The organism is Actinopolymorpha sp. NPDC004070 (genome assembly GCF_040610475.1).
Classification (GTDB): domain Bacteria; phylum Actinomycetota; class Actinomycetes; order Propionibacteriales; family Actinopolymorphaceae; genus Actinopolymorpha.
The window spans coordinates 349,712-373,874 of the sequence record NZ_JBEXMJ010000001.1 but is presented as its reverse complement, the minus strand read 5'-3'; the positions used below and the strand labels follow the sequence as shown (position 1 = coordinate 373,874).

The following is a 24,163-nucleotide window of genomic DNA, read 5'->3' as shown; positions in this document are numbered from 1 at the left end:
ACTTACCGCTTGGAGTACTGGGGAGCCTTGCGGGCCTTCTTCAGGCCGGCCTTGCGACGCTCCTTGGCCCGCGGGTCACGCGTCAGCATGCCGGCGCGCTTCAGCGGCGGGCGGTTGGCCTCGGCGTCGACCTCGTTCAGCGCCCGGGAGATGCCGAGCCGCAGCGCACCGGCCTGGCCGGTGACCCCGCCGCCGTCGATGCGAGCGATCACGTCGTACTGAGCGTCCAGGTCGAGCAGGACGAACGGCTCGTTGACGTGCTGCTGGTGGACCTTGTTGGGGAAGTACTGGTCCAGCGTCTTGCCGTTGATCCGCCACTGGCCACTGCCGGGGAAGACCCGCACCCGTGCCACGGCCTCCTTGCGACGACCGGTCGCGGCGGCCGGGCCGATGGCAGCCGGGCGAGGCGCGGCCGAAGCGGCCTCGGGAGCGCTCTCGGAGCTGTAGGCGACGGTCGCGTCGCCCTCGGTCTGGCCGGCGGCGCCCTCGACGGTCGCGCCCTCGGCCTCGACAGTGGTGGTGGACTCAGCCACGGGATTCCTCACTTCGGCGCAGTCGGTTACTGCGAAATCTGGGTGATGGCGTAGGTCTGCGGCTGCTGGGCCTGGTGCGGGTGGTTGGGGCCCGCGTAGACCTTCAGCTTCTTCAGCAGCTTCCGGCTCAGGCGGTTCTTGGGAAGCATTCCCCACACCGCACGCTCGATCGCCTTACGGGGGTCCTTCTCCAGCAGTTCGCCATAAGGAACCGCGGAGAGCCCGCCCGGGTAACCGGAGTGCCGGTAGGCGAACTTGGTCTCGCGCTTGTTGCCGGACAGCGCGACCTTCTCGGCGTTGACGATGACGACGAAGTCGCCGGTGTCCACGTGCGGCGCGAAGGTCGGCTTGTGCTTGCCGCGCAACAGCGTCGCCGCCTGGCTCGCGAGCCGACCGAGGACGACGTCGGAGGCGTCGATGACGTGCCACTCGCGTGGGACGTCGCCGGGCTTGGGGCTGTAGGTGCGCACAGTCGTCGACCTTCGCTGATCGTCGGGGTGAGCCGTGCCATGGCGACACGGCTGGTCTTGGTGTCGAACTTCTCCGGAACGGAGAGTGCGCTCGCACATGGCAGCAGCCAGCAGGCGCAACGACCGCCCAGAATACTCGGGGCTCGGCGGACTGGTCAAAATGGGTCCGGGTTCTGCCCCTGGGTGGGCCCGGGGATCGCCTCCGGCCACCGTCCAGGCTCGGCTCCGATGAGCAGGATACCCCCGCTTGGCCTGGTTCCGTAGGCCCCCGGGCACATGCGAATGGTCACCGCCCGCGCACGTTCGGCAACTAGGCTGAGGTGGTGCTCGCCGCTCGTCGTCGCCGCGCCGGGACGACCGTGACGTTCCGGCCGACCGGGGCGGTAAGGGCGATCGGCGCGGTCAGGGCGGCCGGGGCGAACGCGGTGGGCGCGGCGACCGGAGCGGTCGCCGCCGCGGTCGTACTGGCCGGACTGGTCACCGCGTGTGCGGTGCTGCCGGTCGCGGCTCCCTCACCTACCCCCTCACCGACCCCCACCGTGCTCAACGGACCGAAGCCGACGAGCTTCGCGTATCTGCGCGCTCCGAAGAACGCGGTGCGGGGTGACAACCTGATCGCGTCCCAGCGGACACTCGTCACTCATCTGGACATCCCGTGGGGAGTGGCGTTCCTGCCCGACGGCAGCGCCCTGGTGACCGAACGCGCCAGGCGCCGCATCCTCCGGGTCGGGCCGGGACGCACCGCGAGCGGCGAGCTGACCGTCAGGCCGCTGACCACGGTCGAGGGCGTGTACTCCAACAACGAGGGCGGCCTGCTCGGCATCGCGGCCTCGCCCCGCTTCGCTCGCGACAGGACGGTGTTCGTCTACTACACGACGAAACAGGACAACCGGATCGCCCGGCTGCGCCTCGTCGGCCCCCGGCCCCGGCCGGAGGCCATCGTCACCGGCATCCCGCTGGCCGGCGTGCACAACGGCGGCCGCCTGGCGTTCGGCCCGGACGGCTATCTGTACGCCAGTACAGGCGACGCCTCCAAGGCGGGCGCGTCCCAGGACGTGCACAGCCTCGGCGGGAAGATCCTGAGGATGACCACCGAAGGCAGGCCCCCGCCCGGCAACCCGTTCCCCGACTCCCTGGTCTGGTCGTACGGTCACCGCAACCCCGAGGGAATGGCCTGGGACGCGAGCGGCCGGATGTACGTCGCGGAGATCGGCGAGTCGATGTGGGACGAGCTCAACCTCATCCAGCCGGGCCGCAACTACGGCTGGCCGAAGGTGCAGGGCATGGGCCGGATGGCGGGCATGACCAACCCGCTCGCCGTGTGGCGGCCCGAAGTCGGCGTCACCAACGGCATCGCGATCATCGGACACGCCGCACTGATCACCTGCCTGCGCGGGCAGCGGATCTACCTGGTCGACCTGGGCCGGCCGGTGGACTTCGCCAGCACCCGCATCGTCGGCGTAGGCACGGGCGAGGCGAGCATCCGCTGGCGCCCGGCCGCCGGTGTGCTGGGGCGGCCGCTGGCGGCGCTGATCGGGAAGTACGGCCGGCTGCGGGCGGCGCTGGTCGCACCGGACGGCAGCGTCTGGCTCACCACCTCCAACCGGGACGGGCGCAACCAGCCGGTGGCCGCCGACGACCGGATCATCCGGCTCACCCTGCGCCCGGCGGCCCTACCCGCCGCCTCCGACGGTTCCGGCACACCCGAAGGCACAACTGGGAGCACATCCGGTGGCACGCCCGGTCCGACGCCCGGTCGGCCCGGGACCGCACTTCCCACCCAACCCGGGCCGGCGCCGCGTTCACCCACCCCGACGTACGGACCGCCGCACAGCCCGATGCCCAGCTCGATGCCGAGCCCGAGGGTTCGCTGACGGCCGGCCGGGCCGCTGCGGAGAACCGACGGGACGGATCGGACGATCGCGTACGAAGCACCGGCTTTCGCTGTCGGACGGAAAGCGCCCCTCGGCTCGTTTCCCCGTCCCGACCGGGGGAATCATCGCCTGCGATGATCGACCTTGACCCCGTGCTCCGCCTCTGGCGAGGCACCACGCCCTGGCAGACACCACTGCCGAACTGGGGACGGGAGAGCGCCGGATCGGCCTTTCGGTCCCTGGTCCGCGCGTACGGGTTGAGCCTCACCGCCTACGAGCCGCCGGACGAGGAGTGGATCGTCGTCCGCAACGGCGAGGCCACCGGGATCGCCTCCGCGTTGTTCCCGCTCGCGTTCGTCACCGACGGGCTGGCCGAGATCGTGCGCGCGGCGCTGCCGCAGCTGACCCTGGTGGCACTCGCCTCGACCGTCGCGGTCGACTACCGCGCCTCGGCCGACGTCCTGCGCGACACGTTGTTGCACGACGGGTGGACGAACGACTTCTCCCCCGAAGGGTTCTGCGTCTCCGACCTGCTGGTGGAAAGCGTCCAACCCGTCTAGGGCCTCCCCCGAAACAGGGTCGCCGGTCCGGCACATGTCCGTGCCGGACCGGCGTACCTCCGCTGAGTCACCGCACGCGGCGGACCCGGCCCTCGTCCCACACCGGTTCGTCGGACTCGTAGACCTCCCCGTCGGCGCCGAACACCAGGAACCGGTCGAACCCGCGCGCGAACCACCGGTCGTGCGTCACCGCCAGCACAGTTCCGGCGTACGACGCCAGCCCTTCCTCCAGCGCGTCCGCGGACGCCACGTCGAGGTTGTCCGTCGGCTCGTCCAGCAGCAGCAACGTCGCACCGGACAGCTCCAGCAACAGGATCTGCAGCCGTGCCTGCTGGCCGCCCGACAGCGAGTCGAAGGTCTGCTCACTGGCCTCGGCGAGCTCGTAGCGATCCAGCGCCCGGGCCGCCTCCTCCCGCGGCATCCCCGCGCGGTGCTCGTCCCCGCGGTGCAGGATCTCCAGCAGGGTGCGGCCGACGAGTTCGGGATGCTCGTGCGTCTGCGCGAACCAGCCCGGTCGCACCCGGGCGCCCAGCTTCGCGCGACCGGTGTGCGCGACGGGGGTGATCACCGCGTCCCCGACCGGCAGGTGCTCGCGTTCGGGCAGCGTGCCGCCGGCGGCCAGCAACCGCAGGAAGTGGGACTTGCCCGAGCCGTTGGAGCCCAGCACGGCCACGCGTTCGCCGTACCACACCTCCAGGTCGAACGGCTTCATCAGACCGGTGAGCTCCAGGTCGGTGCACACCACCGCTCGCTTGCCGGTGCGGCCCCCGCGCAACCGCACCTTGACGTTCTGCTCGCGCGGCACCGCCTGCGGCGGGCCCTTCTCCTCGAACTTCCGCAGCCGGGTCTGTGCCGCCTTGTACGCCGCGGCCGCGCCGTCGTTGAGCGTGGCCTTGAGCTTGTACAGCGCCACCAGGTCCTTGAGCTTCTGGTGCTCCTCGTCCCAGCGACGGCGCAACTCCTCCAGCCGGGCGAACCGGTCCCGCCGTGCCTGGTGGTAGCTCGCGTACCCCTGCGGGTGGGTCCAGGCGGTGTTGCCGGCCGCACCCAGCTCGACCGTCACTACCCTGGTGGCGGTGTTGGCCAGCAGCTCGCGGTCGTGGGAGACGTACAGCACGGTCTTCTGGCTCTCCCTGAGCCGCTCCTCCAGCCACCGCTTGGCGGGGACGTCGAGGTAGTTGTCCGGCTCGTCGAGCAGCAGCACCTCGTCGGGTCCGCGCAGCAGCGCCTCCAGCACCAGCCGCTTCTGCTCACCGCCGGACAGCGTGCGCACCTCGCGGTAGCGCGCCCGGTCGAAGGGCAGGCCGATCGCCTCGGTGCAGCACACGTCCCACAACACCTCGGCGTCGTACCCGCCTGCGTCCGCCCAGTCCGACAGGACCTGTGCGTAACGCAGCTGGGTCCGCTCGTCGTCGCGTTCCATCATCGCCAGCTCGGCGCGGTCGACCGCGGCCGCCGCCTCGCGGATCCGCGGCGGTGCCACCGACAGCAGCAGCTCGGCCACGGTGGTGGCGTCGCGCACACTTCCGACGAACTGCCGCATCACCCCCAGGCCACCACCCCGGGTCACCGCGCCGTCGTGGGGGGCGAGGTCACCGGCGACGATCCGCAGCAGAGTGGTCTTGCCCGAGCCGTTCGCACCGACCAGGGCGACCTTGGCGCCCTCGCCGACGCGGAACGACACGTCGTCCAGCAGCACCCTGCCGTCGGGGAGCTCGTACCTGATCCCGGCCACATCCACATGTCCCACGGGACCCAAGTGTGACGGTCGCGCGCGCCGGGAGCGAACTCGTTTTCCGCCTCGGTCCGCGCAAGGGCCGCGGATGCCGGAGTTCGCCGGGTTCGTTCCCGCTGTCCGTCAGGCAGCCGACAGGCGGGCGGTCAGCCGGGCGGCCGGGCGGGCCGTCAGGCGGGCGGTCGTACGGCGAGCACGCGGAACCCCTTGGCGCTGGCGTGCCGCTCGCACCGCCAGCCCTGCTCGGCCAGCCACCGCTGGAGGGAGTCCGCACCGAGGTTGCGGCCCACCACCAGCCAGGCCACCCCGCCGGGCGCGAGCCGGGGCAGCCAGCGTTCGAGCAGCGCGTGCAGGGCCGGCTTGCCGATCCGGATCGGCGGGTTGGACCAGATCTGGTCGAAACGTACGTCGTCGGGTACGTCGTCGGGCGCGGCCACCCGGACCCGGTCGGCGACCCCCAGTCGGTCGGCGTTGTCGCGGGTGAGGTCCAGCGCCCGGGTGTTGACGTCCACCGCCCACACGGTGCTGCCCGGAACCTGGGTCGCCAGCACGCTCGCGATCGGGCCCCAGCCGCAGCCGAGGTCGAGGAGGACGCCCGGCTGCGCGGGCGGCGTCACCTCACGCAACAGCACCGAGGTGCCGAGGTCGAGCCGGTCGCCGGAGAAGACACCGGTCGAGGACCCCAGCGTGTACGTCTGTCCGTACGCCGAAAACGTCACGGTCCGGGGCGTGGCCTTCGACCCCGGGGTGGCGGCGAAGTAGTGGTCGCTCACGGTGCCGGTGTCCTCCTTCGGCGGGCCTGCTCCGCCCTGGCGGCGAGTTCCTCGGCCGGCGGGTAGCCGACCTCCTCCAGCGTCAGCCCACGCGCCGGTACGACGTGCACACCGGAGTCGCGGACGCGCCCGGACAGCACCTGCGCCGGCCAATCGACCGGACGTCCGCCCTCGCCCACCCGCAGGAGGGCACCCACCAGCGCCCGGACCATCGAGTGGCAGAACGCGTCCGCCACCACCCGGCAGGCCAGCAGCCCCGATGGTTCGCGGTCCCACCCGAGCTCCAGGAGCCGGCGGATCGTGGTGGCGCCCTCCCGGCGCCGGCAGAACGCGGCGAAGTCGTGCTCGCCGAGCAGCCGGCCGGCGGCGGCGTTCATGGCGGCCAGGTCCAGCGGCCGGCGGTGGTGCTGGAGCACCTCGTGCCGGCGGAGCGGATCCTCCGCGGCCGGGTCGGCGCAGACCCGGTAGGCGTAGCGCCGCCACAGCGCGGAGAAGCGGGCGTCGAAACCGATGGGGGCCACCCGCACGTCCCTGACGCGCACGTCCGGCGGGAGGGCGCCGAGCAGCCGGGTGGTCAGCGCGCGCTCGGGGCTGCGGGTGGACCGGCCCGACGCCGCCGTGAAGGACGCGGAGGGTACGTCGACGTGACACACCTGGCCGCGGGCGTGCACGCCCGCGTCGGTGCGGCCCGCGCAGGTGACCGCGGCCGGGCCGGGCAGGCGCAGCACCCGGACCAGTGCCTCCTCCAGCTCACCCTGAACCGTGCGCTGTCCCGGCTGGGCGGCCCAGCCGGCGAAGTCGGTGCCGTCGTAGGACACGTCCAGGCGCAGGCGCACAGCCGGTTCACGCCGGTCGTCCTGCCCGGCCCGCTCCCCCGCCTCGGCCCGGTCGCTCGGCTTGCCCGGAAGGCACGCGAGCCCGCCGTCCTCCTGGGTGGGAGGCACAGCGGGCTCGTCGTGCGCGGGTGGTCGGTCGGCCGTCAGGACTTGCCGTCCTGGTCGCCCTCACCGGCCTGCTCGGCGCCGCTGGAGTCGGCCGAGTCCTGCGCCGGGGTCTCCGCCGAGGTGTCCTGCGCCGGGGCCTGCGCCTCGGTCGTGGTCTCTTCCTCGGTGGCGGCCGCGGCCGGAGCCGGCGTCGTCGTCGCGGCGCGGTTGCCGCTCGGCGACCTGGAGGTGATCGGGCCGCTCTCGACCAGCTCGATCACCGCCATCGGCGCGTTGTCGCCCTTGCGCGGGCCGATCTTGGTGATACGGGTGTACCCGCCCGGGCGGCTCTCGAAGCCCGGGCCGATCTCGGCGAACAGCGTGTGCACGACCTGCTTGTCGCGGATCACCGAGTGCACCTGACGACGCGCGTGCAGGTCACCTCGCTTGGCCTTGGTGACCAGCCGCTCCGCGAACGGGCGCAGCCGACGGGCCTTGGTCTCCGTCGTGGTGATGCGGCCGTGACGGAACAGCGACGTCGCGAGGTTGGCCAGCATCAGCCGCTCGTGCGAAGCGCTGCCGCCCAGACGGGCGCCCTTGGTGGGAGTAGGCATCGAACAGGTTCTCCTTCCTGCACCGGCCGGATCAGGTACCGGTGGCAGTGCGGGCGAGTACGCGGAGGTCTCGCCCGCGGGTGGGTGGGGTCACAAACTGCTGGCGACCGGGCGGTACGTCAGGCGCTTCGCGCCTCAGTACTGCTCGGTCTCGGCGTAGCTCTCTTCCTCCTCGTCGAAGGAGTCGACCGCCGCCGTGGGGTCGAACCCGGGCGCGCTGTCCTTGAGGGACAGGCCCATGCCGACCAGCTTCTGCTTCACCTCGTCGATCGACTTGGCGCCGAAGTTGCGGATGTCCAGCAGGTCCTGCTCGCTGCGCGAGATCAGCTCACCCACGGTGTGGATGCCCTCGCGCTTGAGGCAGTTGTACGACCGGACGGTGAGGTTGAGGTCCTCGACCGGAAGGGCCAGGTCGGCCGCGAGCTGGGCGTCCACCGGCGACGGACCGATGTCGATGCCCTCCGCGTCGACGTTCAGCTCCCGGGCCAGCCCGAACAGCTCGACCAGGGTCTTGCCGGCGCTGGCCACCGCGTCACGCGGGCGCATGCTCGGCTTGGTCTCGACGTCGACGATCAGCCGGTCGAAGTCGGTGCGCTGCTCAACGCGGGTCGCCTCGACCTTGTAGGTGACCTTGAGGACCGGCGAGTAGATCGAGTCGACCGGGATCCGGCCGATCTCGGCGTCCGCTCGCTTGTTCTGGACGGCGGAGACGTAGCCGCGGCCGCGCTCGACGACCAGCTCCATCTCCAGCTTGCCCTTGCCGTTCAGGGTGGCGATCTGCAGCTGCGGGTTGTGCACCTCGACACCGGCCGGGGGCGCGATGTCGGCCGCGGTGACGTCACCGGGGCCCTGCTTGCGGAGGTACATCGTCACCGGCTCGTCGTGCTCGCTGGAGACGACGAGCTCCTTGAGGTTGAGGACGACCTCGGTCACGTCCTCCTTCACCCCGGGGATGGTGGAGAACTCGTGCAGGACGCCGTCGATCTTGACGCTGGTCACCGCCGCGCCGGGAATCGACGACAGCAGCGTGCGCCGCAGGGAGTTGCCGAGCGTGTAACCGAAGCCGGGCTCGAGCGGCTCGAGGACGAACCGCGAACGGTGTTCGTCGACGACTTCCTCGGTCAGGGACGGTCGCTGTGCGATGAGCATGTTTCGTTCCTTTCCGCGACATCCGCCATATGACGTCGCGAATGGTGGTACCCCGGGGGCCGCGTGGCCCCCGGGGGTTGGGATCAGACCTTCGAGTAGTACTCGACGATCAGCTGCTCCTGGACCGGGATGTCGATCTGGGACCGGACCGGGAGCTGGTGGACGAGGACCCGAAGGCTGCCGGGGAGAACCTCCAGCCAGCCGGGAACGGGGCGCTCGCCGTGGGTTTCGCGGGCGATGACGAACGGCGTCGACTCACGCGACTTCGTTCGTACGTCGATCACGTCGTGTGCACTGACCTGGTAGCTCGGCACGTTGACCTTCTGGCCGTTGACCTGGAAGTGGCCGTGCACGACCAGCTGCCGGGCGTGGCGCCGCGTACGGGCGATGCCCGCGCGGTAGATCACGTTGTCGAGCCGGCACTCCAGCAGCTGCAGCAGGTTGTCACCGGTCTTGCCCGCACGGCGGTGGGCCTCCGCGTAGTACTTGCTGAACTGCTTCTCCAGGATGCCGTAGGAGTAGCGGGCCTTCTGCTTCTCCCGCAGCTGCAGGAGGTACTCGCTCTCCTTGATGCGCCCGCGGCCGTGCTGGCCAGGCGGGTAGGGACGGCGCTCGAACGCCTTGTCGCCGCCGACGAGGTCGATTCCGAGTCGGCGCGACTTCTTGCTCATCGGACCGGTGTAACGGGCCATGGTTGAGTCCTACTCCTTCGTGATACGCGCAGGCCGGATCAGACGCGACGCCGCTTCGGCGGGCGGCATCCGTTGTGGGGCACGGGGGTGACGTCCTGGATCGTGCCCACCTCGAGGCCGGTAGCCGTGAGGGAGCGGATCGCGGTCTCGCGGCCGGAGCCCGGACCGCGGACGTAGACGTCGACCTTCTTCATGCCGTGCTCCATGGCCCGGCGAGCGGCCGCCTCGGCGGCCATCTGGGCGGCGAACGGCGTCGACTTGCGCGAGCCCTTGAAGCCCACGGTGCCGGCGCTGGCCCAGGCGATCACCGAACCGTTGGGGTCGGTGACGGTCACGATCGTGTTGTTGAACGTGCTCTTCACGTGCGCGTGCCCGAAGGCGATGTTCTTCTTCTCCTTGCGGCGCACCTTCTTGGCGGCGCCGGCGGTCCTGCTCTTGGGAGGCATGAGCTCGGCAAACTCCTGAAATCGAGGTGGGGATCAAGTCCCGGAATCGGTTGACGTTGCGGGCTGGTGGAGCCTGCGGCCTACTTGCGGCCCGGCTTCTTCTTCCCGGCGACGGTCTTCTTGGGGCCCTTACGGGTGCGCGCGTTGGTGCGCGTGCGCTGACCGTGTACGGGGAGACCGCGGCGGTGCCGCACGCCCTCGTAGCAACCGATCTCGATCTTGCGCCGGATGTCGGCGGAGACCTCACGACGGAGGTCACCCTCGGTCCGGTAGTTCGCCTCGATCCAGTCGCGGAGCTTCACGAGCTCCTCGTCGCCCAACTGGTGGACGCGGAGGTCGGGGTTGACCCCGGTTCCGTCCAGCGTCTCCAGGGCGCGGGTGCGACCGATGCCGAAGATGTAGGTGAGTGCCACCTCGATGCGCTTGTCGCGCGGAAGGTCGACACCGACGAGTCGTGCCATGTGGGGCAGGTTTCCTTTCGGTTGGCGGAGGTCTAGCTCACGTGCCGCGTCCCGGTCTGCCCTGGAACGCCGAGCCGTTTCGACTCCGGCGTTCCGACCGGGCCCCGGCCTCCGACCGGGGGTGACACCGGTGCGGATGCACCGATGAGCGGTCACGCTTGGTTGGGTGTGGCGAACCGCACCCGCCGGCGAACCGCGCCAGGCTCAGCCCTGGCGCTGCTTGTGCCGTGGGTTCTCGCAGATCACCATGACCCGGCCGTGCCGCCGGATCACCTTGCACTTGTCGCAGATCTTCTTGACGCTGGGCTGGACCTTCATGACTTCTTCTCCGGACGGGAGCGCTGCTCCCATCAGTCCACTCGGCGGGCTGGCCCCGCGTACGGGAATGTCGGCTCCACGGGGGCGGCACCCCCGCTGCTGCTTAGCGGTAGCGGTAGACGATCCGCCCACGAGTCAGGTCGTAGGGTGAGAGCTCCACCACCACGCGGTCCTCGGGAAGGATCCGGATGTAGTGCTGCCGCATCTTGCCGCTGATGTGCGCGAGGACCTTGTGGCCGTTCTGGAGCTCCACGCGAAACATCGCGTTGGGGAGCGCCTCGACAACCGTGCCCTCGATCTCGATGACACCTTCCTTTTTCGGCATGTCCTCCGCACTTCGCCTGGCTTGTGTGAACGTCGCGGGCGTACGTCTTGGTCGCTGCCCACCCGCATCTGTGCCCGCCCACGCACAATCGACCAGCCGCTGGGCAGGGAAAGACCGACGTCAGAGTTTACGTCACAGGTGGGCAGGATGCGAAACCGGCACCGAACCGACCTCCAGTCGGCCCTCGCCGGCCCCCGAAATGTCACCGGAACCCCACCGAACCGGGCCGAATCGACCGGCTCGGGCGGCTGTCTCGATCCTAGCTGCTTCCAGCGGGTGTCCGTCCATCCGGACCAGGCCCGATCAGGCCTGGTCACGCCCGATCGGGCCGGAGTGAGCCCGCTCAGTCCCGGACGTACCGCCGGGCCACGGTGATCGTGCCCAGGACCGCGCCCCACGGGCCGGCCACCCAGATCGGCCAGAAGTACTCCAGCCCGTTGGTGATGCTGACCAGGAGCCAGACGACCAGATTGACCGCCACGGCCGCCGCCCAGATGGTCCACATGACCGCGAGCCCCTTGTCCCGGCGGGCCGAGCGGGCGGGATGGTCGGCGGCCGGCGGCCGGCCGGGAACCACCGCCTGGGTCCGAGGCGCGCGGGTCACCGGCAGGTCGCGTACGAGCGGCTCCAGCTCGCCGTAGGTCTGTGCGGAGTAGAGCGCGTCCAGGCGGTCCTGGAACTCCCCGAGGGACAGCCGTCCCTCCGCGTGCGCGTCGCGAAGCCGGGAGGCAATCTTCTCCCGGTCGTCGTCGGAGGCGCGCATGTCCGGTCCATATGGCACGTGGACAGTCTGCCCGGACGCGTGCGGGACCGCATCCGGGATGACCCCCCAGGGTGAGGGGAGTACTCCCCCTCACCCATGGTGGGGTTCGCCCTACCCGAGGGATCGGTGTCGCTACCCGGGTCGCTGGTACGCCGTACCCACGTGAAGCGGATCGAGAATGCCGGCCCTACCCGACGGGCTGGCTGTCCTGCCCGCCGACGGCGATTCCGAGCTCGGCGAACTTCGCCGCTCCCCCGTCCAGCGCGGTGAGGACCCACGGGCCGGTCTCCGTCAGCGCCACCGTGTGCTCCACGTGCGCCGCCGTGCCGCCGTCACGGGTGACCACGGTCCAGTCGTCCTCGAGGACGTCGGTGTCCTGGGAGCCCAGGGTGATCATCGGCTCCACCGCGATCGTCAGCCCCGGCTGCAGCCGCGGGCCCTTGCCGGGCTTGCCGAGGTTGGGGACGTTGGGCGGCATGTGCATCTGGGTGCCGATCCCGTGGCCCACGTAGTCCTCGACGATGCCGTAGTCGCCCTGCCCGCGTACGTAGGTCTCCACCGCGGCGGACACGTCGCTGAGGCGGCCGGCGGCGCGCACCGCGGCCAGTCCGCGCCACAGGGCCTCCTCGCAGACCCGGGCGAGCTCGAGCAGCCGCGGCTCCACCTCCCCCACCGGGACGGTGATCGCCGCGTCGCCGTGCCAGCCCTCCACGATCGCGCCACAGTCGATCGAGATGAGGTCGCCCTCACGCAGGGTCCGGCCGCCCGGGATCCCGTGCACCACCTCGTCGTTGACCGACGTGCAGATCGAGGCCGGGTAACCGTGGTAGCCGAGGAACGACGGCACCGCGCCGCTGGCCCGGATCCGTTCCTCCGCCAGCGCGTCCAGGTCGGCGGTGGTGACGCCCGGCGCCACGGCGGCGCGCAGCGCCTCCAGGGTCTGCCCGACCACCAGGCCGGCCGCCCGCATGAGCGAGATCTCGGCCGGCTTCTTCAGGTGCAGCCTGCGGTCTGAGAACACGGTGCCTCCTGTCGCCCCGCTTACTTCGCGAGCGCGGACAGCACCCGTTCGGTCACCTCGTTGACCTCGCCCATGCCGTTCACCGGCACCAGGAGCCCACGTCCGGCGTACACGTCGAGCAGCGGCTCGGTCTGCTCGGAGTAGACCTCCAGCCTGCGCCGGATGACGTCCTCGGTGTCGTCGCTGCGGCCGCTCTCCTGGGCGCGGTTGAGCACCCGCTTGACCAGTTCGTCGGGGTCGACGGTGAGCACCAGCACCCGCTCCAGTGACACCCCCTCGTCGGCGAGGATGTCGTCGAGCGTGCCCACCTGGGCGAGCGTGCGCGGGTAGCCGTCGAGCAGGAAGCCGCCTTCGGTGTCCGGCTCGTCCAGCCGGGCCCGCACCATGCCGTTGATGATCTCGTCCGGAACGAGCTCACCCGCGTCGAGGTAGCGGGCCGCCTCCCGGCCGAGGAGCGTGCGGTCCTCGACGTTGCGCCGCAGGATGTCGCCGGTCGAGATGGCCGGGACGTGCAGTCGTTCGGCGATCTTCTTCGCCTGGGTGCCCTTGCCCGCGCCGGGTGGACCCATGATGAGCAGGCGCGTCAACGCAGGAACCCTTCGTAGTGCCGCTGCTGGAGCTGGCTCTCGATCTGCTTCACCGTGTCGAGACCCACCCCGACCACGATCAGGATGGACGTGCCGCCGAACGGGAAGTTCTGGTTGGCCCCGATGAGTGCGAACGCGATCAGCGGGATCAGCGCCAGCACACCGAGGTAGAGCGAACCCGGCGCGGTGATGCGCGAGAGCACGTACTGCAGGTAATCCTCGGTGGGCTTGCCGGCCCGGATGCCCGGGATGAAGCCGCCGTGCTTCTTCATGTTGTCGGCAACCTCCGTCGGGTTGAACGTGATGCCCACGTAGAAGTACGTGAACGCCACGATCAACAGGAAGAAGCCGAGCATGTAGGCCGGGTGGTCGCCCCGGGAGATGTTGGTGGTGATCCATTGCGCCCACGGGGCGTTCGGATTGAACTGCGCGGCGAGCACCGGCACGTAGAGCAGGCTGGACGCGAAGATCACCGGGATGACGCCGGCCTGGTTGACCTTGAGCGGGATGTACGTCGAACTGCCGCCGTAGGCGCGCCGGCCGAGCATCCGCTTGGCGTACTGCACCGGGATCCGGCGCTGGGCCTGCTCGACGTAGATGACGGCGCCCATGATGACCAGGCCGATCGCGATCACCGCGAGGAAGGTGACCCAGCCCTTCTGCTGGCGGATGCCCCACAGCGCGGTCGGGAAGCCCGCCGCGATCGACACGAAGATCAGCACCGACATGCCGTTGCCCACGCCGCGGTCGGTGATCAGCTCGCCGAACCACATGATCACGCCGGTACCGGCGGTCATGGTCAGCACCATCGTCACCAGGGTGAGGATGCTGTCGTTCGGGATGATCGTCTCGTTGCAGCCCTGGAACATCCGGCCCGATCGCGCGAGTGCCACGATCGTGGTCGACTGCAGAATCGCCAGGCCGATGGTGAGATATCGGGTGTACTGCGTGATCTTCTGGGTGCCGGAGTGCCCCTCCTTCTTGAGGGTCTCCAGGCGTGGGATCACGACCGTGAGCAGCTGGATGATGATGCTCGCCGTGATGTACGGCATGATCGTGAGCGCGAAGACCGACAGCTGCAGCAGTGCGCCGCCGGAGAAGAGGTTGAGCATCCCGTAGATGTTGTTGCCACCACCCGACAGCGCGGGGTTGAGGCAACGGCGTACGGCCGCGGCGTCCACCCCTGGGGTGGGTAGCACCGAACCGACCCGGAACAACGCGATGATGAAGAGCGTGAAGAGCAGCTTCTTGCGCAGGTCCGGCGTCTTGAACGCGTTGACGAACGCGGTGAGCACCCAGTCCTCCTGCGTACCGCCTGGCGGCGGATCCTCGTGATCGGTGGACACCACTGGGAACCGACGCGACGCCGCCCCGGAGCCCTGACGTTCCCTCGGACAATACAGCCCGCTCGGGCCGGCGACGCCACACGGGGCGCCCTGGCGGGGTTCCTTGGAACCTTACCGCCAGTGGCGCCCCACCTTGTCGCGTGTGTGACGAACTTCTACAGCTCGGTGACCGTGCCGCCCGCCGCGGTGATCTTGTCACGGGCGCTCTGGGAGAACTTGTGGGCAGTCACCTCGAACGCCGCCGACACCTCGCCGGTGCCGAGAACCTTGACCGGACGGTCCGGGCGGACCGCGCCGTGGGCGACCAGCGCCTCGACGGTGACGTTGCCGCCGTCGGGGTAGAGCGCGCTGATCTTGTCCAGGTTGACCACTTGGTACTCGGTACGGAAGGGGTTCTTGAAGCCCTTCAGCTTCGGCATCCGCATGTGCAGCGGCATCTGGCCGCCCTCGAACATCGGGGGGATGCTGCCGCGGGCCTTGCTGCCCTTGGTGCCCCGCCCGGCGGTCTTGCCCTTGCTGCCCTCACCGCGACCCACGCGGGTGCGCGCGGTCTTCGCGCCGGGCGCCGGCCGCAGGTGGTGGACGCGCAGCGGCGTACCGCCGGCCTCCCGCTCGGCCGTGTTGTTCCTGGCCTGGCTAGCCATCGTCAGTCGACCTCCTCGACCGCGACGAGGTGGGAAACCGTCGCGATCATGCCCCGGATCTCCGGACGGTCCTCCTTGACCACCACGTCGTTCAGGCGCTTGAGCCCGAGCGACCGGAGGGTGTCCCGCTGGTTCTGCTTGCGGCCGATCGTCGATCGGACCTGGCGGACCTTGAGCTGCGCCATCACGCGCTCACCTCCGCCCGGGCCCGCAGCAACGCGGCCGGAGCGACGTCCTCGACCGGCAGACCGCGGCGAGCCGCGACCTTCTCCGGCGCCTCGAGCATCCGCAGCGCCTCCACCGTCGCGTGGACGATGTTGATCGCGTTGGAGGAACCGAGGGACTTGGACAGGATGTCGTGGATGCCCGCGCACTCCAGCACGGCTCGCACCGGTCCACCGGCGATCACACCGGTACCGGGCGAAGCCGGGCGAAGGAGGACGACACCGGCCGCCTTCTCGCCCTGCACGGGGTGCGGGATGGTGCCCTGGATACGGGGGACCTTGAAGAAGTGCTTCTTGGCCTCCTCGACGCCCTTGGCGATCGCGGAGGGCACTTCCTTCGCCTTGCCGTAACCGACGCCCACGGTGCCGTCACCGTCGCCGACGACGACCAGCGCGGTGAAGCTGAAGCGCCGGCCGCCCTTCACGACCTTGGCGACACGGTTGATCGAGACGACCCGCTCGATGTACGCGGTCTTCTCCGCCGCCGAACCGCCCCGACGTTCGTCCCGGCGGTCCCGGCGGTCACCAGTGCCGCTACCGCGGCGCTGCTGGGGTCCAGCCATGGTTACCTCTCTTCTTCTGGTCGAACGTCAGAACTCGAGCCCGGCTTCGCGGGCTCCGTCCGCGAGCGCGGCGACGCGCCCCTGGTACCGGTTGCCGGCGCGGTCGAACACTACGGCGGACACACCAGCGGCCTTCGCCCGGTCGGCGACCAGCGCGCCGACCTGGCGGGCCCGCGCGGTCTTGTCGCCGTCCGAGGCACGCAGGTCGGCCTCCAGCGTGGAGGCGGACGCCAGCGTGTGGCCCGCGGTGTCGTCCACGACCTGCGCCACGACGTGGCGAGCGGATCGGGTGACGACCAGGCGGGGACGCTCGGGCGTGCCGAAGATCTTCTTCCGCACCCGCAGCTGGCGGCGCAGACGCGCGCGCGTCTTGGCGTTGGCGGTCCTGTGGCTGCTGAGACTGGCGGCCATCGCTTACTTACCCGCCTTTCCGACCTTGCGCCGAACCTGCTCGCCGGCGTAACGAATGCCCTTGCCCTTGTACGGCTCCGGCTTGCGCAGCTTGCGGATGTTGGCGGCGACCTCACCGACCTGCTGCTTGTTGATCCCGGAGACCGAGAACTTGGTGGCCGTCTCCACGGCGAACGTCACGCCTTCGGGGGCGTCGAACGTGATCGGGTGGCTGTAGCCGAGCGAGAGCTCGAGCTGGGTGGGGCCCTTGGGCACCACCCGGTAGCCGACGCCGACGATCTCGAGCTTGCGCTCGTAGCCCTGCGTCACCCCGACGATCATGTTGGAGACCAGCGTGCGACTGAGCCCGTGGAGCTCCTTGCTCCTGCGCTCGTCGTCGGGACGCCTGACCTCGAGCTGTCCTTCGTCCTGGACGACCGTGATGGGTGCCGAGACGGTGTGCGCCAGGGTTCCCTTGGGCCCCTTCACGGTGACCGTCTGGCCATCGATCGCCACGTCGACGCCCGAGGGCACCGGGATGGGGAGCTTGCCGATGCGGGACATGCGGTGTCCTTCCTCCTTCCCGTTCCCGTTACCACACGTAGGCGACGACTTCGCCGCCTACGCGACGCTGGGTGGCCTGCCGGTCTGTCAGCAGCCCCTGCGACGTCGAAATGATCGCGATGCCGAGTCCGCCGAGCACCTTCGGCAGGCCGGTCGACTTCGCGTAAACCCGCAGGCCCGGCTTGGAGATCCGCCGGATACCCGCGATGGAGCGCTCCCGGCTGGGACCGAAGCGCAGCTGCAGCACGAGGGTCTTGCCCACCGCGCCGGCCTCCGGCTCCTCGACCCGCCAGCCGGCGATGTAACCCTCCTGCTGGAGGATCTCGGCGATGCCCGCCTTGAGCTTGCTGTAGGGCATCGAGGTGGTGTCGTGATACGCCCGGTTGGCGTTGCGCAGACGGGTCAACATGTCTGCGATCGGGTCGGTCATGCTCATAGGTCTGGCCACTTTCTCACCACGGTTTCCGGGGCTCCGGACCTGAGGTGACTAGTTGGGAAGGCGATGCCTGTGGTCGGCTTACCAGCTGCTCTTGGTCACACCGGGCAGCTCGCCGCGGTGTCCCATCTCGCGCACGCAGATCCGGCAGAGACCGAACTTGCGGAAGACCGCACGCGGCCGACCGCACCGCTGGCAACGGGTGTAGGCGCGCACGCCGAACTTCGGCTTGGCCTTCGCCTTGTTGATCAGGGCTGTCTTAGCCACGTCAGGACTCCTTGAACGGGAAACCGAGGTGCCGGAGGAGAGCGCGCCCCTCCTCGTCATTCGATGCGGTCGTCACCACGGTGATGTCCATGCCACGCGACCGGTCGATCTGGTCGGGGTCGATCTCGTGGAACATCACCTGCTCGGTGAGGCCGAACGTGTAGTTGCCGCGGCCGTCGAACTGCCTGGGCGACAGACCCCGGAAGTCGCGGATGCGCGGCAGCGCGAGGGAGAGCAACCGGTCCAGGAACTCCCACATCCGGTCGCCGCGCAGCGTCACGTGCGTGCCGATCGGCATGCCCTCGCGCAGCTTGAACTGCGCGATGGACTTGCGGGCCCGGGTGACCGCCGGCTTCTGGCCGGTGATGTTGGTCAGGTCGCGCACGGCGCCGTCGATCAGCTTGGAGTCGCGCGCGGCGTCACCGACACCCATGTTGACGATGACCTTGGTCACCGTCGGGACCTGCATGGGGTTGGCGAAGCCGAACTCCTTGCGCAGGGACCCGGCAATCTCGTTGCGGTAGCGCGCCTTGAGGCGAGGCTGTACGCGCTCCTCGGTCGCAGCCGTCATCAGATCTCCTCGCCGGTCTTCCGAGCGATACGCACGCTGCGGAAGGCCTTGTACGTCGAACCGTCGGCGCGGGTCTTCTCCACCTCACGCCGGTCGTAGCCCACCCGGGTCGGCACCTTCTTGCCGTCGACCTCGACCAGCAGGGTGACGTTGGAGACCGGAATGGAGGCCTCCTGCGTCACGATCCCGCCGGTCGTGCCCTGACGGCCGCCGCCCTGGACCACCTTCGTGTGCCGCTTCACGCGGTTGGCGCCCTCGACGAAGACCCTGCCCTTGGCCGGGTCCACGTCGATCACCTTGCCTTCGACCCCACGGTCGCGGCCGACGGTGACCCGTACGAGGTCGCCCTTCTTGATGTGCAGCGAATTCGCCATGGTCTAGAGCACCTCCGGAGCGAGCGAGATGATCCGCATGTAGCGCTTCTCGCGAAGTTCACGCCCGACCGGCCCGAAGATGCGGGTCCCGCGGGGCTCGCCGTCGTTCCTCAGCAGGACCGCGGCGTTCTCGTCGAAGCGGATGTAGGACCCGTCCGGACGCCGGCGCTCCTTGACGGTGCGTACGACGACGGCCTTGACGACCTCGCCCTTCTTGACGTTGCCACCGGGGATGGCGTCCTTCACGGTGGCGACGATGACGTCGCCGATCCCGGCGTACCGCCGACCGGAGCCGCCGAGGACGCGGATGCACAAGATTTCCTTGGCTCCCGTGTTGTCGGCGACCTTCAGTCGCGACTCCTGCTGAATCACCACAGTCTCCCTGTCGGACGACCCAACCGGCACCGCCGGCTGTCCAACTTCTTCGACGACCGGCGTCGCCGATCGGCTCTGGTCTTCGCGGGCATGATGCCGCTCGAAATCCTTACTTGGCCTTCTCGAGAATCTCGACGATCCGCCAGCGCTTCGTCGCCGACAGCGGCCTGGTCTCCATCAGGAGCACCCGGTCGCCGACGCCGCACTCGTTCGCCTCGTCGTGGGCCTTGAGCCGGTTGGTCCGGCGCATGACCTTGCCGTAGAGGGCGTGCTTGACGCGGTCCTCGACCTCGACCACAACGGTCTTGTCCATCTTGTCGCTGACGACCAGGCCCTCGCGGGTCTTGCGGAAGCCACGCTTCTGCTCGGTCGTCGTAGCACCCGTCTGCGCGGCGGACACCGATCCCACCTCTTCGTTCGTGCTCATGCGGCTCCCTCCGCCGTCGAATCGGACTCGACCGCGGCGGTGATGCCGAGCTCGCGCTCCCGCATCACCGTGTAGATCCGCGCGATCTCCCGCCGCACGGTGCGCAGCCGGCCGTGGCTCTCCAGCTGGCCGGTCGCGCCCTGGAAGCGGAGGTTGAACAACTCTTCCTTCGCCTCGCGAAGCTTGTCCGCCAGCTCGTCCGCGCCGAGGTTGCGCAGCTCAGTGGCCTTGGATGTCGTGGCCATCAGCCTTCACCTGCCTCACGCTTCACGATGCGGCACTTCATGGGCAGCTTGTGAATCGCCCGCTGCAGTGCCTCACGAGCGACCTGCTCGTTGGGGTAGGCCAGCTCGAACATCACCCGGCCCGGCTTGATGTTGGCGATCCACCACTCCGGCGAACCCTTACCGGAACCCATCCGGGTCTCGGCCGGCTTCTTGGTCAGCGGGCGGTCGGGGAAGATGTTGATCCACACCTTGCCGCCACGCTTGATGTGCCGGGTCATGGCGATACGAGCCGCCTCGATCTGCCGGTTGGTGACGAAGTGGCTCTCCAGGGCCTGGATGCCGTACTCACCGAACGCCACCGACGTGCCGCCCTTGGCCATGCCGCGCCGCTTCGGGGTGTGTTGCTTGCGGTGCTTGACCTTCCGCGGGATGAGCATCGTCAGCCCTCCTGTCCGGTGCTTGTCGTACCGGAGGCCGCACCGGCGGACTCGGGAGCGCTCGCCTCGGTGCTCGCCGCGGCGGGCTGCTGCTGCCGCCCGCTGTCGCGCCGCTCACGTCGCTCGCCACCACCGGCGCCACCGCCACGGCGGCCGCCACGCGGCGGACGCTCGCCACCGGGACGACGCTGGGCCGCGTTGCGGGCCTCCATCTGCTTCTGCTCACGCTCGGCCCGGGAGACCGGGACCTCGCCCTTGTAGATCCAGACCTTCACGCCGATCCGGCCGAACGTCGTACGGGCCTCGTAGAAGCCGTAGTCGATGTCGGCACGCAGCGTGTGCAGCGGAACCCGGCCCTCGCGGTAGAACTCCGACCGCGACATCTCGGCGCCGCCGAGGCGACCCGAGCACTGGACCTTGATCCCCAGCGCGCCGGCCTTGTTCGCGCTCTGCAGCGCCTTGCGCATGGCCCGGCGGAACGCCACCCGGCTGGCCAGCTGCTCGGCCACGCCCTGGGCGACCAGCTGCGCGTCGACCTCGGGGTTCTTCACCTCGAGGACGTTCATCTGCACCTGCTTGCCGGTGAGCTTCTCCAGCTCGCCGCGGATGCGGTCGGCCTCGACACCACGCCGGCCGATCACGATGCCCGGACGTGCGGTGTAGATGTCGACGCGAACCCGGTCGCGGGTGCGCTCGATCTCGACCTTGGAGATGCCGGCCCGGTCCATGCCCTTGGTGAGCAGGCGACGGATCGACACGTCCTCGGCGATGTAGGACTTGTAGAGCTTGTCGGCGTACCACCGGCTCTTGTGGTCGGTGGTGACTCCGAGGCGGTACCCGTGCGGGTTGACCTTCTGTCCCACTAGCGGGTCCTCCTGTTCCTCTGCTGGCCGGCGGCCGGCTGCTCGTCTGTCGGCTCCACGACCACGGTGATGTGACAGGTCCGCTTTTCCAGCGGTCCGGGCCTACCCTGAGCGCGGGCACGCCAACGCTTCATCGTCGGACCCTCGTCGACGTACGCCCGAACGACCCGCAGCGTGCCGCGGTTGAGCTGGAGGTTGTGCTCGGCGTTGGCCATCGCACTCTCCAGCACCTTCAGCACCGGCTCGCTGGCCGCCTGCGGCGCGAAGCGCAGCAGGTTGACCGCGTCCTCGGCCCGGTGGCCGCGGATGAGGTCGACGACCCGGCGGGCCTTCCTCGGGGTGATGCGAACGAATCGCGCGACGGCCCTGGCCTCCACGGCCGCTTCCATGGCGTCACTCCTGACTGTGGCGGTCACCGGCGCCGGCTCCTTCGGTCGTCCTTCTCGTGACCGCGGAACGTCCGCGTCGGGGCGAACTCGCCGAGCTTGTGCCCGACCATCGCCTCGGTCACGAAGACCGGTACGTGCTTGCGTCCGTCGTGAACGGCGATCGTGTGGCCCAGCATCGCCGGCACGATCATCGAGCGGCGCGACCAGGTCTTGATGACCTGCTTGCTCCCCTTGTCGTTCTGGGCGTCCACCTTCTTGATCAGGTGGTCGTCGACGAAGGGGCCCTTCTTGAGGCTGCGTGGCATCGTTCAGGCTCCCTCTTACCGCTTGCCGCTCTTGCGGCGACGGACGATCAAACGGTCACTTGGCTTGTTGCGGCGGGTGCGACCCTCGGGCTTGCCCCACGGCGACACCGGGTGCCGGCCACCTGAGGACTTGCCCTCGCCACCACCGAGCGGGTGGTCGACGGGGTTCATCACGACACCGCGCACCGACGGCCGCTTGCCCTTCCAGCGGTTGCGGCCGGCCTTGCCGAGCGAGATGTTGCTCTGCTCGGCGTTGCCGACCTCACCGACGGTGGCGCGGCAGCGCACGTCCACCATCCGGATCTCACCGGAGGGCATCCGCAGCGACGCCATCGCACCCTCGCGGGCGACCAACTGGACGCTGGCACCGGCGGAGCGACCGATCTTGGCTCCCCCACCGGGCCGCAGCTCGATCGCGTGCACCGTGGTGCCGACCGGGATGTTGCGGAGCGGAAGGTTGTTGCCGGGCTTGATGTCGGCGCCGACCCCGCTCTCGACCCGCTGCCCCTGCTGGAGCCGGGCCGGAGCCAGGATGTAGCGCTTCTCGCCGTCCACGTAGTGGAGCAGCGCGATCCGGGCGGTGCGGTTGGGGTCGTACTCGATCTCCGCGACCTTCGCCGGCACGCCGTCCTTGTCGAACCGCCGGAAGTCGATCAGGCGATAGGCGCGCTTGTGACCGCCGCCCTGGTGCCTGGTCGTGATCCGGCCGGTGTTGTTGCGGCCACCCTTCTTCGGAAGGGGGCGCAGCAGCGACTTCTCGGGCGTCGTGCGCGTGATCTCCGCGAAGTCCGCGACACTCGCGCCACGACGACCGGGTGTCGTCGGCTTGTACTTACGGATAGCCATTCGTCAGTCCTCGCCTTACGAAACCGGTCCGCCGAAGATGTCGATCCGCTGGCCGTCGGCCACGGTGACAATCGCTCGCTTGGTGCTCGCCCGCTGACCCCAGCCGTAGCGGGTACGGCGGCGCTTGCCCTGCCGGTTGAGCGTGTTGACCTCGGTCACCTTCACGTCGAACACCTTCTCGACCGCGATCTTGATCTCGGTCTTGTTGGCGCTCGGGCTCACCAGGAACGTGTACTTGTTCTGGTCGAGGAGGCCGTAGCTCTTCTCACTGATCACCGGCGCGACAAGCACGTCGCGGTGGTCCTTGTGCAGGTTGCTCACGCGTCCTCCCCTGCCTCAGTCGTGGTGTCCGTGGCGTTCGCACCGGTGAAGGTGGCGTACGCCTCGCTGGTGAAGACCACCTCGTCCGACGTGAGCACGTCGTAGGTGTTCAGCTGGTCCGGCACGATCAGGTGCACGCTCGGCACGTTGCGCAGGCTGTGCCAGGTGAGCGCGTCCTCACGGTCGACCACGACCAGGAGCTGCGCGCCGCCGGCGATCTTCGCCAGCGCCGCGACCGCGGCCTTGGTGGACGGGGCGTCGCCCTCGACCAGCGAGCTCACCACGTGCACGCGGCCGTGGCGGGCCCGGTCGGACAGCGCACCGCGCAGGGCGGCGGCCTTCATCTTCTTGGGCGTGCGCTGGTCGTAGGACCGCGGCTGCGGGCCGTGGACCACACCACCGCCGGCGAACTGCGGCGCCCGCCGCGAGCCCTGCCGGGCACGGCCGGTGCCCTTCTGGCGGTACGGCTTCGCGCCACCGCCGGACACCTGCGAGCGACCCTTCGCGGCGTGCGTGCCCTGACGGGCCGCCGCCTGCTGGGCCACCACGACCTGGTGGATCAACGGCACGTTGACCTGGACGTCGAAGATCTCCGCCGGCAGGTCGACCGAACCGGTCTTGCCGCCGGTGTGGTCGACGACATCGATGCTCGTCGCCGTCACTTGGCCGCTCCCTTCGCCGCGTTGCGGATGAGCACCAGACCACCGCGGGCGCCGGGGACGGCGCCCTTGAGGAGCACCAGACCCTTCTCGGCATCCACCGCGTGGACGGTGACGTTCTGGGTGGTCACCCGGACGCCGCCCATCCGGCCGGCCATCCGGACGCCCTTGAAGACGCGACCGGGGGTCGCGCAGGCGCCGATCGAACCCGGGGAGCGGTGCTTGCGCTCCACACCGTGGCTCGCCCGCAGGCCGTGGAAGCCGTGCCGCTTCATGACGCCCGCGAACCCCTTCCCCTTGCTGGTGGCCGTCACGTCGACGTCCTGGCCCGCCTCGAACACCTCGGCCGTGATCTCCTGGCCGGTGTCGTAGGAGGCCGCGTCCGCCGTGCGGAGCTCCACCGTGTAGCGGCGCGGCGTCACGCCGGCCTTGGAGAAGTGGCCCTGCTCGGGCTTGTTGACCTTGCGGGGGTCGATCGCGCCGTACGCGATCTGGACCGCCGCGTAGCCGTCCCGGTCCGGTGTGCGCACCTGGGTGACCACACACGGGCCGGCCTTGACCACGGTCACCGGCACGAGGCGGTTCTGGTCGTCCCAGACCTGCGTCATGCCGATCTTCTCGCCCAACAGGCCGCGTACCTCACGGGCCGCGCCTTGGCTCACACTGTTCACGCTGCTCATAGGTGCGTCCC

At 69.8% G+C, this 24,163-nt stretch carries 38 protein-coding genes; 2 read left to right on the top strand and 36 right to left on the bottom strand.

Going from position 1 to position 24,163, the window contains the following annotated elements; translation table 11 throughout:
* Positions 1-2: 2 nt before the first annotated feature.
* Both rpsI and rplM read right to left on the bottom strand, forming a co-directional pair.
* The gene (gene rpsI, locus ABZV93_RS01760) at positions 3-533 is read right to left on the bottom strand and encodes a 30S ribosomal protein S9 (RefSeq protein ID WP_354928646.1); all 531 of its coding nucleotides are present in this window, start codon (positions 531-533) and stop codon (positions 3-5) included.
* 26 nt (positions 534-559) lie between these two features.
* The gene (rplM, locus tag ABZV93_RS01755; RefSeq protein ID WP_354928643.1) at positions 560-1,003 is read right to left on the bottom strand and encodes a 50S ribosomal protein L13; all 444 of its coding nucleotides are present in this window, start codon (positions 1,001-1,003) and stop codon (positions 560-562) included.
* Positions 1,004-1,326: 323 nt separating this feature from the next.
* On the opposite strand from rplM, the gene ABZV93_RS01750 reads away from it, so the two are divergent.
* Together ABZV93_RS01750 and ABZV93_RS01745 are read left to right on the top strand one after the other, a co-directional pair.
* A complete protein-coding gene (locus ABZV93_RS01750) occupies positions 1,327-2,877 on the top strand; it encodes a PQQ-dependent sugar dehydrogenase (RefSeq protein WP_354928640.1) in 1,551 nt (516 codons plus the stop codon).
* Between the two features lie 134 nt (positions 2,878-3,011).
* Positions 3,012-3,437: a hypothetical protein gene (locus tag ABZV93_RS01745; RefSeq protein ID WP_354928637.1), complete on the top strand. Its 426-nt coding sequence runs from the start codon at positions 3,012-3,014 to the stop codon at positions 3,435-3,437.
* Between the two features lie 67 nt (positions 3,438-3,504).
* Here ABZV93_RS01745 and ABZV93_RS01740 read toward each other — a convergent pair whose 3' ends face one another.
* The 34 genes from ABZV93_RS01740 to rplC form a co-directional block, all read right to left on the bottom strand.
* A complete protein-coding gene (locus ABZV93_RS01740; protein WP_354928634.1) occupies positions 3,505-5,187 on the bottom strand; it encodes an ATP-binding cassette domain-containing protein in 1,683 nt (560 codons plus the stop codon).
* A gap of 155 nt (positions 5,188-5,342) precedes the next feature.
* Positions 5,343-5,945: a methyltransferase gene (locus ABZV93_RS01735; RefSeq protein WP_354928631.1), complete on the bottom strand. Its 603-nt coding sequence runs from the start codon at positions 5,943-5,945 to the stop codon at positions 5,343-5,345.
* Positions 5,942-6,781, bottom strand: a complete 840-nt coding sequence (gene truA, locus ABZV93_RS01730; protein ID WP_354929729.1) for a tRNA pseudouridine(38-40) synthase TruA — start codon at positions 6,779-6,781, stop codon at positions 5,942-5,944. Before truA ends, ABZV93_RS01735 begins: the two co-directional genes overlap by 4 nt.
* A gap of 143 nt (positions 6,782-6,924) precedes the next feature.
* On the bottom strand, positions 6,925-7,482 hold the full coding sequence (gene rplQ / locus ABZV93_RS01725) for a 50S ribosomal protein L17 (RefSeq protein ID WP_354928628.1): 558 nt from the start codon (positions 7,480-7,482) through the stop codon (positions 6,925-6,927).
* A gap of 135 nt (positions 7,483-7,617) precedes the next feature.
* A complete protein-coding gene (locus ABZV93_RS01720) occupies positions 7,618-8,631 on the bottom strand; it encodes a DNA-directed RNA polymerase subunit alpha (RefSeq protein ID WP_092653852.1) in 1,014 nt (337 codons plus the stop codon).
* Between the two features lie 83 nt (positions 8,632-8,714).
* Positions 8,715-9,323 carry a 30S ribosomal protein S4 gene (gene rpsD / locus ABZV93_RS01715; RefSeq protein WP_354928624.1) on the bottom strand — a complete coding sequence of 203 codons (609 nt, stop codon included), beginning with the start codon at positions 9,321-9,323 and terminating at the stop codon, positions 8,715-8,717.
* Between the two features lie 38 nt (positions 9,324-9,361).
* The gene (gene rpsK / locus ABZV93_RS01710) at positions 9,362-9,769 is read right to left on the bottom strand and encodes a 30S ribosomal protein S11 (RefSeq protein ID WP_092884124.1); all 408 of its coding nucleotides are present in this window, start codon (positions 9,767-9,769) and stop codon (positions 9,362-9,364) included.
* 80 nt (positions 9,770-9,849) lie between these two features.
* Positions 9,850-10,230, bottom strand: coding sequence for a 30S ribosomal protein S13 (rpsM, locus tag ABZV93_RS01705; protein ID WP_092653846.1), 381 nt, complete (start codon positions 10,228-10,230; stop codon positions 9,850-9,852).
* A gap of 204 nt (positions 10,231-10,434) precedes the next feature.
* A complete protein-coding gene (rpmJ, locus tag ABZV93_RS01700; RefSeq protein ID WP_020575560.1) occupies positions 10,435-10,548 on the bottom strand; it encodes a 50S ribosomal protein L36 in 114 nt (37 codons plus the stop codon).
* A gap of 103 nt (positions 10,549-10,651) precedes the next feature.
* Positions 10,652-10,873, bottom strand: a complete 222-nt coding sequence (infA, locus tag ABZV93_RS01695) for a translation initiation factor IF-1 (RefSeq protein ID WP_092653844.1) — start codon at positions 10,871-10,873, stop codon at positions 10,652-10,654.
* Positions 10,874-11,216: 343 nt separating this feature from the next.
* Positions 11,217-11,654 (bottom strand): DUF1707 domain-containing protein, encoded by a 438-nt coding sequence (locus ABZV93_RS01690; protein ID WP_354928618.1) that lies wholly within the window; start codon positions 11,652-11,654, stop codon positions 11,217-11,219.
* Positions 11,655-11,823: 169 nt separating this feature from the next.
* Positions 11,824-12,657 carry a type I methionyl aminopeptidase gene (gene map, locus ABZV93_RS01685; protein ID WP_354928615.1) on the bottom strand — a complete coding sequence of 278 codons (834 nt, stop codon included), beginning with the start codon at positions 12,655-12,657 and terminating at the stop codon, positions 11,824-11,826.
* Between the two features lie 20 nt (positions 12,658-12,677).
* Positions 12,678-13,235 (bottom strand): adenylate kinase, encoded by a 558-nt coding sequence (locus tag ABZV93_RS01680; protein ID WP_354929726.1) that lies wholly within the window; start codon positions 13,233-13,235, stop codon positions 12,678-12,680.
* A 5-nt stretch (positions 13,236-13,240) separates the two neighbouring features.
* Entirely contained in the window at positions 13,241-14,539 is a 1,299-nt protein-coding gene (gene secY, locus ABZV93_RS01675) for a preprotein translocase subunit SecY (RefSeq protein ID WP_354929723.1), read from the bottom strand.
* Between the two features lie 206 nt (positions 14,540-14,745).
* On the bottom strand, positions 14,746-15,234 hold the full coding sequence (rplO, locus tag ABZV93_RS01670) for a 50S ribosomal protein L15 (RefSeq protein ID WP_354928613.1): 489 nt from the start codon (positions 15,232-15,234) through the stop codon (positions 14,746-14,748).
* Positions 15,235-15,236: 2 nt separating this feature from the next.
* On the bottom strand, positions 15,237-15,419 hold the full coding sequence (gene rpmD, locus ABZV93_RS01665) for a 50S ribosomal protein L30 (protein ID WP_092653835.1): 183 nt from the start codon (positions 15,417-15,419) through the stop codon (positions 15,237-15,239).
* Positions 15,419-16,021: a 30S ribosomal protein S5 gene (gene rpsE, locus ABZV93_RS01660; RefSeq protein WP_354928610.1), complete on the bottom strand. Its 603-nt coding sequence runs from the start codon at positions 16,019-16,021 to the stop codon at positions 15,419-15,421. The genes rpmD and rpsE overlap by 1 nt, the downstream gene beginning before the upstream one ends.
* 27 nt (positions 16,022-16,048) lie before the next feature.
* On the bottom strand, positions 16,049-16,432 hold the full coding sequence (rplR, locus tag ABZV93_RS01655; protein ID WP_179789354.1) for a 50S ribosomal protein L18: 384 nt from the start codon (positions 16,430-16,432) through the stop codon (positions 16,049-16,051).
* Positions 16,433-16,435: 3 nt separating this feature from the next.
* Positions 16,436-16,975: a 50S ribosomal protein L6 gene (gene rplF / locus ABZV93_RS01650; protein WP_354928606.1), complete on the bottom strand. Its 540-nt coding sequence runs from the start codon at positions 16,973-16,975 to the stop codon at positions 16,436-16,438.
* Between the two features lie 28 nt (positions 16,976-17,003).
* Entirely contained in the window at positions 17,004-17,411 is a 408-nt protein-coding gene (gene rpsH / locus ABZV93_RS01645) for a 30S ribosomal protein S8 (RefSeq protein WP_092653827.1), read from the bottom strand.
* 81 nt (positions 17,412-17,492) lie between these two features.
* The gene (locus tag ABZV93_RS01640; protein ID WP_092884135.1) at positions 17,493-17,678 is read right to left on the bottom strand and encodes a type Z 30S ribosomal protein S14; all 186 of its coding nucleotides are present in this window, start codon (positions 17,676-17,678) and stop codon (positions 17,493-17,495) included.
* 1 nt (position 17,679) lies between these two features.
* Positions 17,680-18,249, bottom strand: a complete 570-nt coding sequence (gene rplE / locus ABZV93_RS01635) for a 50S ribosomal protein L5 (protein ID WP_354928602.1) — start codon at positions 18,247-18,249, stop codon at positions 17,680-17,682.
* Complete coding sequence (gene rplX, locus ABZV93_RS01630; protein WP_092884137.1) at positions 18,249-18,623, bottom strand: 50S ribosomal protein L24; 375 nt, start codon at positions 18,621-18,623, stop codon at positions 18,249-18,251. Before rplX ends, rplE begins: the two co-directional genes overlap by 1 nt.
* A 3-nt stretch (positions 18,624-18,626) precedes the next feature.
* On the bottom strand, positions 18,627-18,995 hold the full coding sequence (rplN, locus tag ABZV93_RS01625) for a 50S ribosomal protein L14 (protein ID WP_092653819.1): 369 nt from the start codon (positions 18,993-18,995) through the stop codon (positions 18,627-18,629).
* Positions 18,996-19,107: 112 nt separating this feature from the next.
* Entirely contained in the window at positions 19,108-19,425 is a 318-nt protein-coding gene (rpsQ, locus tag ABZV93_RS01620; RefSeq protein ID WP_202889419.1) for a 30S ribosomal protein S17, read from the bottom strand.
* Positions 19,422-19,670: a 50S ribosomal protein L29 gene (rpmC, locus tag ABZV93_RS01615; protein ID WP_092653817.1), complete on the bottom strand. Its 249-nt coding sequence runs from the start codon at positions 19,668-19,670 to the stop codon at positions 19,422-19,424. The genes rpsQ and rpmC overlap by 4 nt, the downstream gene beginning before the upstream one ends.
* Entirely contained in the window at positions 19,670-20,089 is a 420-nt protein-coding gene (gene rplP, locus ABZV93_RS01610; RefSeq protein WP_092653815.1) for a 50S ribosomal protein L16, read from the bottom strand. Before rplP ends, rpmC begins: the two co-directional genes overlap by 1 nt.
* A 2-nt stretch (positions 20,090-20,091) precedes the next feature.
* Positions 20,092-20,952 carry a 30S ribosomal protein S3 gene (gene rpsC / locus ABZV93_RS01605; RefSeq protein WP_354928595.1) on the bottom strand — a complete coding sequence of 287 codons (861 nt, stop codon included), beginning with the start codon at positions 20,950-20,952 and terminating at the stop codon, positions 20,092-20,094.
* Positions 20,952-21,329, bottom strand: coding sequence for a 50S ribosomal protein L22 (gene rplV, locus ABZV93_RS01600; RefSeq protein WP_092884563.1), 378 nt, complete (start codon positions 21,327-21,329; stop codon positions 20,952-20,954). Before rplV ends, rpsC begins: the two co-directional genes overlap by 1 nt.
* A gap of 35 nt (positions 21,330-21,364) precedes the next feature.
* Positions 21,365-21,646 carry a 30S ribosomal protein S19 gene (gene rpsS, locus ABZV93_RS01595; protein ID WP_092653811.1) on the bottom strand — a complete coding sequence of 94 codons (282 nt, stop codon included), beginning with the start codon at positions 21,644-21,646 and terminating at the stop codon, positions 21,365-21,367.
* Positions 21,647-21,661: 15 nt separating this feature from the next.
* Positions 21,662-22,492 (bottom strand): 50S ribosomal protein L2, encoded by an 831-nt coding sequence (rplB, locus tag ABZV93_RS01590; RefSeq protein WP_092653809.1) that lies wholly within the window; start codon positions 22,490-22,492, stop codon positions 21,662-21,664.
* A 15-nt stretch (positions 22,493-22,507) separates the two neighbouring features.
* Positions 22,508-22,813, bottom strand: coding sequence for a 50S ribosomal protein L23 (gene rplW, locus ABZV93_RS01585; RefSeq protein WP_354928590.1), 306 nt, complete (start codon positions 22,811-22,813; stop codon positions 22,508-22,510).
* Positions 22,810-23,475, bottom strand: coding sequence for a 50S ribosomal protein L4 (rplD, locus tag ABZV93_RS01580; protein ID WP_354928587.1), 666 nt, complete (start codon positions 23,473-23,475; stop codon positions 22,810-22,812). The genes rplW and rplD overlap by 4 nt, the downstream gene beginning before the upstream one ends.
* Complete coding sequence (gene rplC, locus ABZV93_RS01575; RefSeq protein ID WP_354928584.1) at positions 23,472-24,152, bottom strand: 50S ribosomal protein L3; 681 nt, start codon at positions 24,150-24,152, stop codon at positions 23,472-23,474. Before rplC ends, rplD begins: the two co-directional genes overlap by 4 nt.
* Positions 24,153-24,163 lie beyond the last annotated feature (11 nt).

What these genes read in the sequence shown, in the direction of transcription:
- rplC (WP_354928584.1), bottom strand. Translation starts at nt 24,152, where the DNA reads ATGAGCAGCGTGAACAGTGTGAGCCAAGGCGCGGCCCGTGAGGTACGC.
- rplB (WP_092653809.1), bottom strand. Translation starts at nt 22,492, where the DNA reads ATGGCTATCCGTAAGTACAAGCCGACGACACCCGGTCGTCGTGGCGCG.
- rpsM (WP_092653846.1), bottom strand. Translation starts at nt 10,230, where the DNA reads ATGGCACGACTCGTCGGTGTCGACCTTCCGCGCGACAAGCGCATCGAG.
- rplF (WP_354928606.1), bottom strand. Translation starts at nt 16,975, where the DNA reads ATGTCCCGCATCGGCAAGCTCCCCATCCCGGTGCCCTCGGGCGTCGAC.
- rplO (WP_354928613.1), bottom strand. Translation starts at nt 15,234, where the DNA reads ATGGCTAGCCAGGCCAGGAACAACACGGCCGAGCGGGAGGCCGGCGGT.
- rpmJ (WP_020575560.1), bottom strand. Translation starts at nt 10,548, where the DNA reads ATGAAGGTCCAGCCCAGCGTCAAGAAGATCTGCGACAAGTGCAAGGTG.
- rplE (WP_354928602.1), bottom strand. Translation starts at nt 18,249, where the DNA reads ATGACGGCTGCGACCGAGGAGCGCGTACAGCCTCGCCTCAAGGCGCGC.
- rpmC (WP_092653817.1), bottom strand. Translation starts at nt 19,670, where the DNA reads ATGGCCACGACATCCAAGGCCACTGAGCTGCGCAACCTCGGCGCGGAC.
- ABZV93_RS01720 (WP_092653852.1), bottom strand. Translation starts at nt 8,631, where the DNA reads ATGCTCATCGCACAGCGACCGTCCCTGACCGAGGAAGTCGTCGACGAA.
- rplR (WP_179789354.1), bottom strand. Translation starts at nt 16,432, where the DNA reads ATGGCCGCCAGTCTCAGCAGCCACAGGACCGCCAACGCCAAGACGCGC.
- rplP (WP_092653815.1), bottom strand. Translation starts at nt 20,089, where the DNA reads ATGCTCATCCCGCGGAAGGTCAAGCACCGCAAGCAACACACCCCGAAG.
- rpsQ (WP_202889419.1), bottom strand. Translation starts at nt 19,425, where the DNA reads ATGAGCACGAACGAAGAGGTGGGATCGGTGTCCGCCGCGCAGACGGGT.
- rpsS (WP_092653811.1), bottom strand. Translation starts at nt 21,646, where the DNA reads ATGCCACGCAGCCTCAAGAAGGGCCCCTTCGTCGACGACCACCTGATC.
- rpmD (WP_092653835.1), bottom strand. Translation starts at nt 15,419, where the DNA reads ATGGCGCAGCTCAAGGTCCGCCAGGTCCGATCGACGATCGGCCGCAAG.
- rpsE (WP_354928610.1), bottom strand. Translation starts at nt 16,021, where the DNA reads ATGGCTGGACCCCAGCAGCGCCGCGGTAGCGGCACTGGTGACCGCCGG.
- ABZV93_RS01745 (WP_354928637.1), top strand. Translation starts at nt 3,012, where the DNA reads ATGATCGACCTTGACCCCGTGCTCCGCCTCTGGCGAGGCACCACGCCC.
- infA (WP_092653844.1), bottom strand. Translation starts at nt 10,873, where the DNA reads ATGCCGAAAAAGGAAGGTGTCATCGAGATCGAGGGCACGGTTGTCGAG.
- rplX (WP_092884137.1), bottom strand. Translation starts at nt 18,623, where the DNA reads ATGGCGAATTCGCTGCACATCAAGAAGGGCGACCTCGTACGGGTCACC.
- rpsK (WP_092884124.1), bottom strand. Translation starts at nt 9,769, where the DNA reads ATGCCTCCCAAGAGCAGGACCGCCGGCGCCGCCAAGAAGGTGCGCCGC.
- rpsH (WP_092653827.1), bottom strand. Translation starts at nt 17,411, where the DNA reads ATGAGCATGACCGACCCGATCGCAGACATGTTGACCCGTCTGCGCAAC.
- rpsD (WP_354928624.1), bottom strand. Translation starts at nt 9,323, where the DNA reads ATGGCCCGTTACACCGGTCCGATGAGCAAGAAGTCGCGCCGACTCGGA.
- rplQ (WP_354928628.1), bottom strand. Translation starts at nt 7,482, where the DNA reads ATGCCTACTCCCACCAAGGGCGCCCGTCTGGGCGGCAGCGCTTCGCAC.